The organism is Cellulomonas sp. APG4 (assembly GCF_009996735.1).
In the GTDB taxonomy this organism is placed as follows: Bacteria; Actinomycetota; Actinomycetes; order Actinomycetales; family Cellulomonadaceae; genus Actinotalea.
Genome location: NZ_JAACYI010000012.1, coordinates 1 through 15,227, shown reverse-complemented (window position 1 = coordinate 15,227; position 15,227 = coordinate 1). Strand labels below are relative to the sequence as shown.

12 protein-coding genes are annotated in these 15,227 nt (G+C 73.5%); 6 read left to right on the top strand and 6 right to left on the bottom strand.

Going from position 1 to position 15,227, the window contains the following annotated elements:
• Window positions 1-231: 231 nt before the first annotated feature.
• Genes GXB85_RS10245 through GXB85_RS10235 form a run of 3 tightly spaced genes read left to right on the top strand, consistent with a single transcriptional unit; the run spans window position 232 to window position 4,501 of the window.
• Window positions 232-1,524 carry a glycosyltransferase family 4 protein gene (locus tag GXB85_RS10245; protein ID WP_161917561.1) on the top strand — a complete coding sequence of 431 codons (1,293 nt, stop codon included), beginning with the start codon at window positions 232-234 and terminating at the stop codon, window positions 1,522-1,524.
• The gene (locus GXB85_RS10240; RefSeq protein ID WP_161917560.1) at window positions 1,521-3,053 is read left to right on the top strand and encodes a glycosyltransferase family 4 protein; all 1,533 of its coding nucleotides are present in this window, start codon (window positions 1,521-1,523) and stop codon (window positions 3,051-3,053) included. The genes GXB85_RS10245 and GXB85_RS10240 overlap by 4 nt, the downstream gene beginning before the upstream one ends.
• Window positions 3,050-4,501 carry a glycosyltransferase family 4 protein gene (locus GXB85_RS10235; protein WP_161917559.1) on the top strand — a complete coding sequence of 484 codons (1,452 nt, stop codon included), beginning with the start codon at window positions 3,050-3,052 and terminating at the stop codon, window positions 4,499-4,501. Before GXB85_RS10240 ends, GXB85_RS10235 begins: the two co-directional genes overlap by 4 nt.
• A gap of 10 nt (window positions 4,502-4,511) precedes the next feature.
• On the opposite strand, the gene GXB85_RS10230 is transcribed toward GXB85_RS10235, so the two are convergent.
• Window positions 4,512-6,308 (bottom strand): glycosyltransferase, encoded by a 1,797-nt coding sequence (locus GXB85_RS10230; protein WP_161917558.1) that lies wholly within the window; start codon window positions 6,306-6,308, stop codon window positions 4,512-4,514.
• Window positions 6,309-6,375: 67 nt separating this feature from the next.
• Entirely contained in the window at window positions 6,376-7,617 is a 1,242-nt protein-coding gene (locus GXB85_RS10225; RefSeq protein ID WP_161917557.1) for a glycosyltransferase family 4 protein, read from the bottom strand.
• A gap of 92 nt (window positions 7,618-7,709) precedes the next feature.
• On the opposite strand from GXB85_RS10225, the gene GXB85_RS10220 reads away from it, so the two are divergent.
• Together GXB85_RS10220 and GXB85_RS10215 are read left to right on the top strand one after the other, a co-directional pair.
• Window positions 7,710-9,041, top strand: coding sequence for a glycosyltransferase family 4 protein (locus GXB85_RS10220; RefSeq protein WP_161917556.1), 1,332 nt, complete (start codon window positions 7,710-7,712; stop codon window positions 9,039-9,041).
• Window positions 9,038-9,472 carry a hypothetical protein gene (locus GXB85_RS10215; protein ID WP_161917555.1) on the top strand — a complete coding sequence of 145 codons (435 nt, stop codon included), beginning with the start codon at window positions 9,038-9,040 and terminating at the stop codon, window positions 9,470-9,472. The genes GXB85_RS10220 and GXB85_RS10215 overlap by 4 nt, the downstream gene beginning before the upstream one ends.
• Window positions 9,473-9,481: 9 nt before the next feature.
• On the opposite strand, the gene GXB85_RS18230 is transcribed toward GXB85_RS10215, so the two are convergent.
• The 4 genes from GXB85_RS18230 to GXB85_RS10195 all read right to left on the bottom strand — a co-directional run bounded on the left by GXB85_RS18230 (window position 9,482) and on the right by GXB85_RS10195 (window position 13,409).
• Entirely contained in the window at window positions 9,482-10,261 is a 780-nt protein-coding gene (locus GXB85_RS18230) for a glycosyltransferase (protein WP_370524151.1), read from the bottom strand.
• 332 nt (window positions 10,262-10,593) lie between these two features.
• Window positions 10,594-11,448, bottom strand: a complete 855-nt coding sequence (locus GXB85_RS10205) for an ABC transporter ATP-binding protein (protein ID WP_370524150.1) — start codon at window positions 11,446-11,448, stop codon at window positions 10,594-10,596.
• Complete coding sequence (locus GXB85_RS10200; RefSeq protein ID WP_161917553.1) at window positions 11,426-12,277, bottom strand: ABC transporter permease; 852 nt, start codon at window positions 12,275-12,277, stop codon at window positions 11,426-11,428. The genes GXB85_RS10205 and GXB85_RS10200 overlap by 23 nt, the downstream gene beginning before the upstream one ends.
• Window positions 12,278-12,284: 7 nt before the next feature.
• Window positions 12,285-13,409: a glycosyltransferase family 2 protein gene (locus tag GXB85_RS10195; RefSeq protein WP_161917552.1), complete on the bottom strand. Its 1,125-nt coding sequence runs from the start codon at window positions 13,407-13,409 to the stop codon at window positions 12,285-12,287.
• A gap of 149 nt (window positions 13,410-13,558) precedes the next feature.
• Between GXB85_RS10195 and GXB85_RS10190 the strand changes: the two genes are divergently transcribed.
• Window positions 13,559-14,836, top strand: a complete 1,278-nt coding sequence (locus tag GXB85_RS10190; RefSeq protein ID WP_237728166.1) for an LCP family protein — start codon at window positions 13,559-13,561, stop codon at window positions 14,834-14,836.
• The last annotated feature ends 391 nt before the right edge of the window (window positions 14,837-15,227 follow it).

The window sequence follows — 15,227 nt, the reverse complement described above, 5'->3', positions numbered from 1 at the left end:
GTCGCAGCCATGATGCGGGATGCGGGCGCGATCGACCGCATGCCACTCCGATTCTCGTCTTGCGAGGCGAGCACAGAACGGATATAGGGGGGCGAGCCGGTCAGGTCCCCTGCGTCCAGGCGCCGACGCGGACCCCCGCACGGCGGGAGTCGACGTGGCGCCGTTACGATGACCGGGGCGCACCCCCGGTTGCCCGCACTCGCACGATCACGACGAGGGGTTCCGGAGAAGATGACTGAGCGGCCTCGGGCCACGCTCGCACGCAGCCGCACGGTGAAGGTCGCTCGTCGACTTCTCGTGCGCCCGGCGCGGTGGGTGTGGTCCCGGCGCACGGCACTGCCCACGCCCCTCGTGAGGCTCCTCGACGGGCTCCGCCGTCGGGTACCCGACCGTTGGGTCCGTGCCCTCGTCGGACGCCCGCGACGCGTTCCGCCCCCTCCGCCGCCGCCCCAGGCGCTCCCGGTCCCGCCCGCGGGCGAGCGCCGCGTCCTGATCGGGCCCACGAACTACGCAGGTCAGGGCTGGCACTGGGCGCGCGCGGTCGAGCAGCACGTGCCCGGCACCGGCGCGCTGTCCTACGCGCTCGAGACGCGCGGTTTCGGGTTCGCCGTGGACTACCGCGTCGCCCCGCAGGCCTTCCATCACAACGTCGTCTGGCAGCGCGAGTTCTTCGAGCTCGTCAGCGAGCAGTTCACTCACGTCGTGTTCGAGGCCGAGCGGCCGTTGTTCGGGCGCCTCCACGGCCTCGACCCGTTCCTTGAGGCTCGCGCACTCGCGGAGCGCGGGATCCGTGTCGCGATGCTCGCCCACGGGAGCGACGTGCGACTGCCGAGCCGCCACGCGACGCGTCACACGTGGTCGCCGTTCAACGACAGATCGTGGGAAGGGCTCGACGTCCTCGAGTCGGTGGCGGCGACCAACCTCGGCAGGCTCGCTGCCTTCGACGGCCCCGTCTTCGTCTCGACACCCGATCTGCTGGACGACGTCCCTTTCGCGACGTGGTGTCCCGTGACCGTCGACCTCGCGAAGTGGCACGACACCTCACCCCTCCTCGAGCGGCAGGTCCCTGTCGTGGTCCACGCGCCGAGCCACTCGAGGCTCAAGGGGACTGCGCTCGTCGAGCCCGTGCTCGCGCAGCTCGAGGCAGAGGGGCTCCTCAGCTACCGACGCGTCGAGGGCGTCCTCGCGCAGGAGATGCCCTCGGTCTACCGGTCCGCGGACATCGTCCTCGACCAGTTCGGTCTCGGCAGCTACGGGGTGGCCGCGTGCGAGGCCCTCGCCGCGGGGAAGGTCGTGGTGGGCAACGTGACCGACGAGGTGCGCGCGCGTGTCCGCTCGCTCTCGGGACTCGATCTCCCGGTGGTACAGGCGGGACCGGCCGACCTCGAGCGCGTCCTGCGTGGGCTCCTGGCCGACCGTGAGGCCGCCCGGGTGTCCGGCCGCTCGGGCCCCGCGTTCGTCGGATCGGTGCATGACGGGCGTCTGGCTGCGCGCCAGCTCGCCGACTTCCTGGGAGCGGCATGAACGCGCCAAGGCCCCGCGTCGTCCACGTGCCCGGCAACGAGGTCCTCCCCGACGCCCGCGTGCTGAAGTACCTCGCGACGATGGACCGGTGGGGCCTCGACACCTACGCCGTGGGGGTGACCCGTCGGGGCGGTGATCGTGACCTCACCCTCGGCGGGGTCACCGTCCTCATTCGCTCCGTCCCCACTCCGCCGGCGCGGCCTACGTCGCCCGCCCGACGTCGTGCGCTGACCACGGTCCTTGCCGCTCCGGGAAGCGACACCGCCCTGGCTGAGGCCCGGGCCACCGTCAGGCGATGGCGGTCGACGGCGGCCCGCCGACGCGGGGTCCGTCGTACGGCCCTGCGCTCGGCGGTCCTGCTCGCGCGCGTGTGGCTGCGCGTGAGCCGCGCCGTCGTCGAGCGACGGCCGCGACCTCGCCCGGAGGAGCTCGGGGACGGCGAGAGGCGCCGCGCAGCCGAGATCGCGCGGTACCGCAGCACTCGCCACCGCGTCCGCTGGCGCGAGGAGCTCCCCGTCGTGGCCGAGGACGAGCGGGTGATCGGCGCTCTCCTCGACGAACTGGAACCGGACGTGATCCACGTGCACGACGTGTTCATGCTCGGGGTCGCCGCTGAGTCCGTGCGCCGCGCTCGGGACGCCGGGCGCCAGGTGCGGCTCGTGTACGACGCGCACGAGTACATCCCCGGCCTCGCCGTCGTGCCGGCCCGCACCGTCGCGGCCTACTGCGACATCGAGCGCGAGTACATCGGCGAGGTCGACCGCGTGGTCACGGTGTCGGAGCCCCTCGCCGCGCTCCTGGAGGCCGACCACCACATGCACTCGTCCCCCACCGTCGTGCTCAACGCACCGACGGTGGCCGCGCCGCCCCCGGGCTTCCGCACCGTGCGCGAGGTCGTCGGGCTCGCCGACGACGTCCCGCTGATGGTGTACGGCGGAGGGGTCAACGCAGCCCGGGGGGTGGACACGGCCGTCGCCGCCCTCCCCGCGCTCCCAGGAGTGCACCTCGCCGTCGTCATCCACCGGCGCAACCACGTGGTCGAGGCGCTCCTCAGCCAGGCCGAGGCCCTGGGGGTCGCCGATCGCGTCCACCTCGCGCCGTTCGTGCCGCCCGAGCTCGTCACCCGCTACTTCTCCACGGTCACACTCGGCCTCTCCACGTTGCTGCACGCGCCCAACCACGACGTCGCGGTCACGAACAAGTTCTGCGAGTACCTCACGGCCGGCGTCCCGATCGTCACGAGCGACACCCCCGCGCAGGCCGACCTGGTGCGCGAGCTCGACCTCGGGGCGGTCTATCCCGCGGGTGACGCCGACGCCTTGGCGCGCGCCGTGCAGTCCGTGCTCGCCGACCACCCCCGCCTCTCTGCCCGCATCGCCCAGGACGGCGCCCTTCGACGCCGGTTCTCGTGGTCGGCTCAGGCCGAGACGATCCGAACGCTCTACACCGACCTGCTCGGGGAGCTTCCCGCCGAGGCCTGGCGCCCGGACGCCCTCGACATCCGACGAGTCTCCCCGGAGGACGCATGACCTTGGCCGAGCACACGCCCGTCACCCGCCACAGGGTGGTGATGGCGGTCGCCAGCGAGATCGAGCGAGACGCCCGGGTCAAGAAGACCGCGCTCGCGGTCGCCGATGCGGGGCACGACGTCACCCTCGTCTTCGGCTGCCTGAACGCCGCTGACGCCGGGGATGCGACCCTCGGCGCCGTCAGGACCACCGGGCTGCACGTCCCGTACCTGCTGCGGGACGACGCTGCGAGGCGGGGGAAGGACGGGAGTCGCTCCCGGCCGTTCCTGATCGGGTTCCGGGACCGCAAGGAGATGCAGGCCGCGCTCCTCCGCTCGACCTTGCGCAGCGAACGCGCTGCGCGGCGCTCACCCGTGCATCGGGCGCTGGCCCGCTCGTCCGCGATGCTCGCCCGCGTGCGGGGGCGCCTCTACCGCGAGCACGTGCGCAGGACGCAGGCCCAGCAGGCTGACCACGCCGGGCGTCAGCGGGGAAGGGTGGACTGGCGCCGGGCGCTGCCGAACATCGGAGACCTGACCCTCACGTTCACCAAACCCCTGTGGCGCTCCGAGCCGGACGTGATCCACATCCACGACGTCCACCTGCTCGAGGCCGGCGCGCTCGCGAAGCAGCGACTGCTGAGCCAGGGCAAGCGGGTCCGTCTCGTCTACGACGCCCACGAGTACATCGCCGGAACCTCGGCCCCGACGCCCGCGCTCGAGGCCGCGTGGAAGGCGCTCGAGGCCGAGTTCATGCCCTACGTCGACGACGTGATCACCGTGAGTGAACCGATCGCCGATGCGATCCAGCAACGCTACGGCCTCGAGCGGCGACCGTCCGTCGTGCTGAACACCCCGACGAACTCCGGCCAGGCGCCTGCCGCGTCGGACATCCGTACGGCGTGCGGGCTTCCCCCCTCGACGACCCTCCTCGCCTACTCGGGAGTCCTCAGCGCGAAGCGGGGGATCCGCACGGCGATCGAAGGCCTCGCCGACGTCCCGGACGCACACCTCGCGGTGGTGTGCGTCCCGAACGCCCACTACCGCGGGGCTCTCGCCCTGAGCGACTACGCCCAGACGCTCGGGGTCGCGGACCGCGTGCACCTCGTCGAGCCCGTCGCGACGGACGAGATCATCAGCTTCCTGTCGACGGCGGACATCGGGGTCCATCCGATGATCGGCGGACTGGCCAACCACGAGATGGCGCTTCCCAACAAGCTCTTCGACTACCTCTTCGCCGGGCTGCCGGTCGTGGTCAGCGACGTTCGCCTGATGGGACAGTTCGTCCGCGACCACGGCGTGGGCGAGCCCTTCCGGCCCGAGGACCCGGCGGACTTCGCCAGGGCCGTACGCGCCGTGATGGCGGACGAGGATCGCTACCGGAAGAACGCGGCCCGCGACGACCTCCGCGCCGAGCTCTCCTGGGAGAACCAGGCCGAGCAGATCCGGGCCCTGTACGCGGACATGTGAGGACGCACGTTCAGCCCGGCTCCTCACCCCGGGCATGAGCTCCTCCCGCGGGTACGACGGCCGACCGCACCGCGGCGTCCGAAGGGGTCCGGGCGAGCCTGGCGGTGGCCCGCGTGTGCGCGATCCGGGACCCGAGCCCGCGGGAGGCGTCGTCGGGGGCCACGACGAGATCTGCTCTCAGCGCAGTGAGCTCACCTGCTCGCCTTCTCATCGCGTGACGCGTCACGTGATCCCGATCGATCCGAGCCTGCACGGGGTGCAGGAGGCCGGCGTGGACGTCCCTGGACATCTGCGCATGCTTCGCGAGCACGGCACTGAGCGCGTGGACCCCGCGCGTCGCGATCCGGCGCGGGGGCCCGGGCACCGACGCGACGAGTGAGCAGACGCTCCGCGCGGCCCGCAGGAGCGCTGCAGGGAGCACCCTGAGCACCAGGTCCGGCAGGGCGTGGTGCGGCAGCAGCGTGAGGTGCGGAGCCAGGTCCACGACCTCGATCCGACGATCGGTCGCGACGGCGTCACCGCGCTGGGACGTCACCAGGACCGCCCGCCCGCCGCTCCGGACGACCTCCTGGAGCAGCCCGACCAGCCGCGCGGACGCGTAGGGCGAGAGCGCGACACCCACGACCGTCCGCGCCCCGGGCGCGGGTGGCTCCGACGGCGGCCGCCCGTCGAGGGCGCGCTCGAGCCTCTCGGCGAACGCACGAGCTCCGTGCCGGGCGACCAGCACCTCGCGGACCCCCGCCGCGTCGGCCCCGGGCGCGCTGCGCTCGAGCTCGCGCACGGCTCGGACGACGTCGGCCGGCTCCGGCGCGACGTCCACGAACCTGACCAACCCGCGCTGCTCGGCGTCGGAGAGCGTCTCCGTGGGGCCGCCGCACCGTGTCACGACGACGGGCAGACCGGTCATCGCGGCCTCCACGACGGTCAGCCCGAACGTCTCGTGCGAGGAGAGGTGCAGCAGCACGTCCGCGTCGGCGAAGACGCCCGGGAGGTCGTCCGGGGCGACGGCTCCCGGCCATCGCACCTGGTCGCCCACGCCCACCTCGGCGGCGAGCCCGCGCAGCTCGGCCTCCTGCGGCCCCGTGCCGACGAGCGTGAGCGTCGCGTCGTCCGTCGCCCTCCCGGCCGACCACAGCGCGAACGCCCGGACGAGGCGGTCCACCCCCTTGCGCGGGATCAGGTTGCCCACGTAGACCCAGCGGTCGAGCCTCGCGGGTGGCGCGGGGCGCAGCGCGAACCGGTCCTGGTCCACGGGGTTGCCCGCGGCGAAGACCTTCGCGGCGTGCGCCGGGAACTGCGTGCGCAGGTCGCGTGCTTCCTTCTCCCCCACCGTCAGCAGACGGTCGGTCCGGGCGAGGAGCTCGCCGTACATCCGTTCGCCGACGGGTGTGCGGAGGATCGTCGGCAGGTAGGTGGCGTGCTCGGTCGTGACCAGGCGCGTGGACGCGGGCAGCACGCCGGCCACCGCCCAGCCGGTCGGCATCCCTACGTGGGCGTGCACCACCGGGACCTCGTCGAGCTCGCGCGGCCGGTGCTCGAGGAGGGCGCGCCGTTGCGCGCGCGCCGTGTCCGCACGTGAGGTGCGGGCCGGCACGGGCACGTCGATCCGGAGCACCTCGGCGATGCCGGTCGTGAAGCGGCGGGGCGCCCCGGCGTCGGCCGGGGCCACGTTGTTCAGGTGGACGACGAGGACGTCCTCGACCGGCCGGCGCAGCGCCGCGACCGCCTCCTGGACGAACACACCGTGGTACGGAGCGTCGTCGCTGGGGTACCACGGGGTGACCACGACGAGCGTGGGTTGGGGCACGCCGCCTCCTTCGCACAGGTCGGGAGCGGACCGCACGCGGGACGCGCGGCGCCGCGGCGAGTCTAGGTCAGCTCGGTGGTGCCGACGTGGGGCCCGTCCCGACGAGGGCGGCGAGCTCGGCCGCGGAACGTCGGCCGTCATGGACCGCGGCGACGAACCCGACCCCGGCCGCCGCGCGGCGGCGGGCACCGTCGCGGTCCGCCAGGAGCTCGGTCAGGCGATCCGTCAGCTGCGCCGCCGGCGTCTCGACGACCGGCAGCTCGTGACCGGTGCGGGCGTGCACCTCGTCCCGCACCGAGGTGTCGACGCTCGAGAGCACGACCCTGCCCGCCGCCATGGCCTCGCATGCCGCCACGCCGTAGATGCCGAGCCGGAACTGGTCGAGCACGACGTCCGCCTCCCGGTACAGCTGCCGCACCTCGGCCGACGTGAGGCCGGCGGCCTCGCGGTACTCGACCACGCCGGCGTCGTGGAGCCGCTGCAGGTGGGGGCGGACGAGGTCGGTCCCCTTGAGCAGGGGGTTGCTCGGGACGTGCACCACGACGGGCCGCACACGCTCGAGCACGGGAGCAGTGCTGGCCCACGACTCCGTGTCGACGACGACGGGGCACCACTGCGATCCCGGGACGGCCGCGAGCAGGTCCGGGGTCGAGACGAGCACGGTGCCTGCGAAGCCACGCATCCGCCGCCGGTTGCGCCGCGCGACGGACTCGAGCCTCCGGCTGCGTCGGAGCAGGGGCGCTGTCCCGTACGGGGAGAGCGGGTGCGTCGCCGCGTGCTCGCTCGGGAGCCGGATGTCGGTGCCGTGCCAGAGGACGGCGACGTCGAGGCCTGCGGAACGCAGTGCGTCGGCCTCCCGCCGGGCGTCGAACCCGAACAGGGACCCGAAGAGTGGTCGCCCGGCCTCGAGCACGACGGCGTCGAACGTCGAGAGCACCCGCTCGAGCTGACGGCGCTGCCACGCGCGAGAGGCACGCTGCACCTCGAGCCCCGTGCTGTGATCCGCCTGGTAGGCGAACACGGGGTCGGCGGTGATCATCCAGGCGGCAGCGGGCCGGCCGGTCGCCCGCTCGTACGCGCGCGCCCACTCCCACCCCTGCCCGGCGAAGTTCGCGGGTGCCACGAGCAGGGCGCCGTCGCCGCGCGTCGCGGACGGGAGCGCACGGTCCTCCAGGCCGTGGCGCACCGGGCCGGCCCAACGAACGGCGTCCACGGCCCGGTCGAGGGGCTCGGGGAGCAGGTGTCGCCGGTCGAGGGCGGGCCCGACGACGGCACCGAGGGCAGTGCGCGCGCGTCCTCGCGCACCCATCGCGCACCTCCTCGGTCGTGGACTCGTCCCCGGTATCGTAGTGAGGCGTGCGCGCCTTTGGCGGGCCCACCCCACCGACCTGCGAAGGACCCATGACCACGCGACCTCACCTGCTCTACGTGGCCTGGGCCTTCCCTCCCTGCCGTGCGGCGGGCGTCTACCGCGCACTGGCGACCGCGAACGCGTTCCGCGCGGCGGGCTGGCGCGTCACGGTGCTCACGACCACACGCGAGGCCTACGAGCGCTACACGGGCACGGACGACTCTCTCGAGGACCTCGTCGACCCCGAGGTGGACGTGCACCGCGTGCCGTTCACGTGGCCCGCGCAGGAGACCGACGTCCGGACCTACAGCCGTCTGCGCGTCGTCCTCCCGCCCCTGTGGCGGCGGCTACGACGTTGGGCGGACATGCGCGACTTCCCCGAGGCGGGCTACGGGCCGTGGCGGCGGGACCTCGTCCGTGCCGCCCGCGAGGTGCACCGCACCGACCCCGTGGACCTCGTGATCTCGACGGCGAACCCGCACGTCACCTTCGAGGCGGCGCGGGCCCTGCACCGCGAGCACGGCGTTCCCTACGTGATGGACTACCGCGACGCCTGGGTGCTCGACGTCTTCTCGGGCCGTCGGCTGCACGGCCCCCGGAGCCGGCAGGCGCGGACCGAACGTGGTCTCGTCGCCGACGCCCGCGAGGTGTGGTTCGTCAACGAGCCGATCCGGCAGTGGCACGCGCAGGAGCACCCCGGCGCGGCGTCGCGGATGCACGTCGTCGCCAACGGTTGGGATCCCGGCCTGACCGACGCGATGGCGCACGCGCCGGCCTCCCCCGAGGGGCCCGAGCCGAGCACAGCGGGCGTCCGGTTCGGCTACCTCGGGACCGTGACCCCGAAGGTCCCCCTCAGCGAGCTCCTCGCGGGATGGCGCGCGGCGGTCTCCGACGGCTCCGTCCCCGCGGGCTCGACCCTCGAGATCGGGGGGTACCTGGGCTACTTCGCCGTGCCTCGTCCGGAGATGCGTGAGGCGATCGCGGCCGCGGCCGACGTGGGCGCGAGCTACGCGGGGCCGGTGCGCAAGGCCGCCGTCGCCGAGTTCTACGCGCACGTCGACGCGCTCGTGCTCGCCCTCGGTGCCGGCCGGTACGTGACCAGCGGCAAGGTGTTCGAGTACCTGTCGACGGGCAGGCCCATCGTGTCGGTGCACGACCCCGGGAACGCCGCGAGCCAGGTGCTCGAGGGCTACCCCCTGTGGTTCCCCGCGCGCAGCCTGGCCCCCGAGGACGTGGCCGCCGCGCTCGCCGAGGCCGCACGAGCCGTCGTGGACGACGACGACGCGTCGCGCACCGCGGCGTTGGAGTTCGCCGCGGCGTTCCGCAGGGATCGCCAGCTCACGCCACGCATCGCCGCGCTCCGTACGGCGGTGGCCCGGTGAGCCGCGCCGTCGTCCTCGTCCTCGGACGGCCCTCGCCCGACCCGGCCGACGTCGCCGAGTCCGTCGCGAGCCTCGAAGCCGCGGGCGCCTCGGTCGTGGTCCTCACGCACGACCCGCTCGAGCTGGACCACGCACCGGTCCACGTGCTCGGCGACCGGCCCCAGCAGCGGTCGAGCGCACCGCGACCCGTGCGGCTCGCACGCCTCGCGCTGCGGATCGCCCTGCGCCGCACGGCGGCGGCGACGCTCGCCCGTGCCGCCCAGCGCGACCCGGCGGCACGCGACGCGCTCGACTCGGCGGCCGTCGTGGTCGCCGGCGACGCGGCCGCGATCGAGACCGTGTGGCGGGCCGCGCGGCGCCTACCCGCGAGCACACCCGCTGTGACCGGGGTGCCCGCGGCGCTCAGGGCGCTCCGGGACCTCCCCGCCTGATCCCGGTCGTCACCCGCGGACGCGTGCCGCGAGGCGCGCGACCTCCGCCGCGAAGGTGTCGAGCTCGTCCTGGCCCGCCGTGAGGTCGGCAGCGGCCGCACGAGCCGCGTCACGCCGCGCCACGAGGTCGTCGGTGTCCTCCGACCAGCCGGTCAGGACGGTGGCCGCGTGCGCGGCATCACGAACCACCACGCCGGCCCCCGACTCGCGGACCAGCGCCGCAGGGCGAGGAAGATCGGTGGTCACGACGGCGAGACCGCACGCGAGGTACTCGTACAGCTTGCTGGGCATCGCCTCGCGGAAGGCCGGCGTGTCGTCGAGCAGCAACAGCCCCACCCACGCCCCGCGCGCCAGACGCCAGGCCTCCTCCGGAGGCCGGCGACCGTGCATGCGCACACGCCCGCGCAGCTCGGGCGACGCGAGCCTGGCGGCGAACGCCTCTTCGTCGGCGACCGCCACCGGGCCCACGAGGTCCAGGCTCCAGTCCGGAGCCGCTGCGACGGCGTCCAGCATCGCGAAGAGCCCACGACTCGCACGGAGGTCACCGACGTACACCGCGCGGGGCCGTGGCTCTCGCTCTCCCGGCGCGGGCAGCATCGTCAGGTCGGGCACGTTGCGGAGGACCAGCCGCCCGGCGACACCCGACATCAGGTGGTGGTCGGCGACGACAAGCAGGTCGGCTCGTCGTGCCGCAGCCGAGCCCAGGCGCGCCCAGAGCCGCCCACCGAGCGCCCGGGGCCCCGCGGCCCAGGCACGGTCGCGCAGGACGAGCTCGTAGTCCTCGTGCACGTCGGCCACTACAGCGCACCGGCGCCCCGACCCTCGTGGACCGCGTCGAAGCAGCGTGGTCACCGCGGTGTCCGGGTCGAGTGCCAGGAGCACCTTTCCACACGCGCGCCACGGGAGCGTGAGGGCGAGCCTCGCCCTGGCCAGGCCACGCACGCGAGGCCAGGTGCGGGTCGTCGACCCCGGCGGACCGTCGGCCACCGCACCGAGCCCGAGGACCTCCACGTCGAGCCCGGCACGCCTCAGCGCGGCGACCTCCCGATGGAGCCGTGCGTCGGCCACGTCGTGCCCCGACGTCACGATGCTGACGTCAGGCCTGGCGGGCGGCATCCGGCTCAGAGGTCCTCGAAGGTGAAGGCGTTCTCTCCCACCTTGAGGAACTTGGTGTACGCCGCGATGCAGCGCTCGGGCGTGTCGTGCATCATCAGCTTGCCCTTGTGGATCCAGATCGCGTCGTCGCACAAGGACTTGATGCTGCCGAGGGAGTGGCTCACGAGGAACATGGCGCGTGCCGAGGCCATGAGCTCGTCCATCTTGGCGGTCGCCTTCTCCTTGAAGCTGGCATCGCCCGCCGAGAGCGCCTCGTCGATGAGCAGGATGTCCGGGTCCATGTGCACGGACACCGAGAACGCGAGCCGCTGGTACATCCCGGAGGAGTAGGTGCGCATCGGCAGGTCCATGAACTCGCCGATCTCGGCGAACTCGGCGATCTGCTCGGCACGCTCCTCGACCTGCTCCCGGCTGAGCCCGGCGGCGAGCCCGCCGAGGACGACGTTCTCGCGGCCCGAGAGCTGGCCGTTGAAGCCGACGCCGAGCGCGAGCAGCGCGCTGATCTTGCCGCGCACCTCGATGCGCCCCTTGGTGGGCGGGAGCACTCCGGCGATCGCGCGCATGAGGGTCGACTTGCCGGCACCGTTGGCGCCGATGATCCCCAGGGACGTCCCCCTCGGCACGTCGAACGACACGTTCTGCAGGGCGTCGACCTCGCGCACAGCGCGCTCGCCGCGGCCCAGCCGGACGATCGCGCTCTTGAACGTCGGCACCTTCTCGAACGTCGTCCGGTAGACGATCGAGACGTCCTGGACGCTGACCGTCGGCGGCTCACCCGGCGCCGGGGTCTGCTGCGGCCGGCGGGGGCCGGCGGGCGCACCCGCCGTCGTGGTCGGATCAGAGGCGGACAGCGAAATCACGCTCCCTCGACATGAAGAACAGGGACCCCGCGACGAGCGCGACGACGGCCCACAGGGAGCCGGCCACCCACATCTCGACGGGCGGCACCACGCCCTGCAGGGTGGTCTCGGTCCAACCGCCGATCATCGAGTACAGGGGGTTGAGCACCATGAGGTCGGCGAACCTCTCCGGGGCGTCCTGGGGGTACCAGAGCACCGGCGAGAGGTAGAGCCAGATGCGCAGGAAGTACGGCAGGAAGCTCGACGTGTCGCGGAAGTACACCTGGAGCGCCGCGACGAAGGCGGCCATCCCGATCCCGAACACCACCAGCATCCCGAGGAACACGAGGCCCAGCAGCATCGTCGGCGACCAGACGCCACCACCCAGCGTGTGGATGAGCAGGTAGACCGGCACGGTCGGCAGGAAGCGGAAGAAGGCCGTGCGCACGGCGGCCATCGGCATCAGCAGCCGCGGGAACGCCATGTTCATGATGAGCCGCCCACCGCCTGTCACGGAGGACGCTCCCGTGCTGATGCTGTTGGAGACGAAGTAGTAGACGAACAGGCCACCGACGATGTGCGCGAGGAACTCCATCCCGCCGCGGCGCGTCAGGATCGCCACGAGGATGTAGTAGACGCACGCGAGGAGCAGCGGGTTCAGCACGAGCCACAGCTGGCCGAACACCGTCTGCGTGTTCGCCGCGCGGATGCCGGACCGGGAGAACTCGGCCGCGAACGGCAGCCTGTCGACGAGGTCGCGGAAGTAGGGCCCGAACCGCGGCAGTCCTGCCTTGTGCGGCTCGTAGACCTGCAGCTCGGCGTCCCAGTCGGGAGTCGTGTCGTGGGCCATGAAGTGCTCAGTCCTCCGTCGCAGGACGGGTAGGGGTTCGCTCGCCCGGGGCGCGAGCCGACCCAGGATAGTGGCCTGCGCTCGCCACGCGTGCGTCCTCCCCGGAGACCCCGCGCAGGAAACCCGTCCCCCACGCCATGTGCATGGTGCCGATCACGAGCGGGAGCCATCCGCGCGTACGCCAGGAGGCCCCACGGCCCACCGGGACGGAGCCGATCCCGACGGCTGCCGCGTAACCGAGCGGCAGGGTGCCGGCCACGAGCGCGACGCGTGCGCCGGTCGCGGCACCGACGAGGGCGATCACCGCACCTGCGACGACTCCGACGACAGCGAGCGGCGGGGCGAGGTAGCGCGGGCTCGCCGTCTCGGGATACGTCCTGACGACGTGCCGACGCCACTGGCCGGTGCGGTGGAACTGACGCGCCAGGGCGCGCCACGACCCGCGCGGCCGGTACGTCACACCGAGCGTCGGGTCGAACCAGACCGTCTCGCCGGACGCCCGCAGGCGGTGGTTCAGCTCCCAGTCCTGGGCGCGCAGGTAGGACTCGTCGAAGCCGCCCACGCCCTCGAGGGCGTCGCGTCGGAAGACGCCGAGGTAGACCGTCGCCGCCGGGCCCGCGCGACCACCCGTGTGGAACCGCTCCGAGCCGATGCCGAGGCGGCTGCTCATCGCACGAGCGACCGCCTGCTCGAAGGGTGTCACGCCCACGGGCAGCATGCGCCCACCGACGTTGGCGGCGCCCGTCGTCCGCAGCACGTCGACAGCCCTGGTCACGTAGTCGTCGTCGATCTCGCTGTGCCCGTCGACCCGGACGAGGACGTCGTGCCGCGCGACGGCGATCGCGGCGTTGAGGGCCGCAGGCGTGCGTCCCGTCGGGTTGTCCACGACGGTGACCCGGGGGTCCGACGCCGCGAGCGCGTCGGCGATCTCGCGCGTGCGGTCCGCGCTCGGACCGACAGCGACGACGACCTCGTAGGGCCCCGCGTAGTCCTGGGCGAGCACCTGCCCGACGGCGGCCGCGAGGTGCTTCTCCTCGTCGCGCACCGGCAGGATCACGGAGACGCCCGGGAGAGCCTCGGCCCTGTCGCTCGGACGGGCGGACGACGAACGGTCGGCGGGAGGGGCGGACATCCCGGTCATCGTACCCAGTCGTCCGCAGCCGTCCGGACGTGGGCCCCGACCCGACCGGCGCGCCACTGCGGCGACCTGCACGAGTCCTCCACGGCTCCGCTGCCGTGGCTCCGCCAACCGTGGCCGTCGCACGAATATGCTCGCCGATCATGAGCCCCCGCCATGCCGTCTCCCGGCGGGCGCTGCGCCGGTCGCCCGCGCGCCACGCCCACTCGCCGCGGCGTCACCCCGTGATGCGCACCGCGGCCCTCGCGCTGACCGCCGTCGTCGCCTTCGGCGGCACGAGCGCCGCGACCGCCTACGCACGCCTGCAGGGGAACATCGAGTCCGCGGACGTCGAGCACCTGCTCGGGGCCGAGCGCCCGCCCGAGCCGACGCCCGACCCGGACGACCCGAACGCCGGTACCCCGGTCAACATCCTCGTGATGGGCTCGGACACGCGCGAGGGCAACGACTCCGTGGCCTCCGACGAGGTCGCCGGTCAGCGCTCGGACACCACGATCGTCATGCACGTCTCGGCCGACCGCAGCCGCGTCGAGCTCGTCTCGATCCCGCGCGACTCGCTGGTCGACATCCCCGAGTGCGAGCGCTCGGACGGCTCGTCGTCGGGCCCGCAGCCGAACACGATGTTCAACGCCGCCTTCCAGACCGGTGGTCAGAACGGCTCGGTGACCGACGCCGCAGCCTGCACCCAGCGCACCGTCGAGCAGATCACCGGCGTGCGCATCCACCACTTCGTGGTGGTCGACATGTCCGGCTTCATCGACATGGTCGACGCGATCGGCGGCGTGCCCATGTGCATCCCGCAGGACATGCGCTCGCGCAAGGCCAAGCTCGACATCACCGCGGGCGAGCACGTGCTCGACGGACGCACCGCGCTCGCCTTCGCACGTGCCCGGACGGGCGAGGGCCTGGGCGACGGCTCGGACACCGGCCGCATCGGACGTCAGCAGGAGCTCCTCGCGGCGACGGCGCGCACGGTGCTGCAGAAGAACGTGCTCACGGACGTGCCCGAGCTCATCCGCTTCCTCAACGCGACGACGCGCTCGCTCACCGTGAGCAGCAGTCTCGCGAACATCCCCGACATGGCCGGGCTCGCCTACAGCCTGCGCAGCGTGCCGAGTGGCAACATCACGTTCATGACGATCCCGTTCGGCGCCGCACCCGGCAACGCCGCGCGCGTCGTGTGGACCGACGAGGCCGACGACATCTGGGCGCGCATGGCCGCCGACGAGCCGATCGTCCCGGTCGACGAGCCCGCGGTCACGGATCCGGCCGATGGTGGCGAGGGCACCGAGGGTGCGGGGACCGAAGGCACCGAGGAGCCCACCACGCCGACCTCCGAGCCGACCACGACCTCCGAGCCGAAGAAGGCCGGTGTGGACCCGTTCAGCGCCGAAGACAACACCGGCTGCGGCAGTGCCTGAGCGCCCGCCCAGCTTCCGCCCGCCGCAGGGCCCGCGTCCCGGGGGCGACGGGGACGAGGCTGCGCCGATCGTCGTCGGCCCGGGCGCGCGCACCGGTGGTCCCCGGCGCCGCCCCGACGGTGACGACACCGTCGGCACCCCGTCCCGCCGACCGACGCGGGCCGACCAGCCGTCGCGGAGCCCGCAGCCTGCAGGCTCCCAACCGCCCGCCCGGACGCAGCAGCGCCGTGACGACGTCCCGGGTTCGACGCGCGTCCAGCGGGCGGTCCCGGGTGAGGACACCTCGCGCGCCACGCGGCCCGCGCGCCCGACGACCACGAGCCGCGCGTCGGGCACCTCGGCGCGCCCCCTTCCCCCGAGTCATGCGCCGCGCCGTGCCGGGGACCCCGCG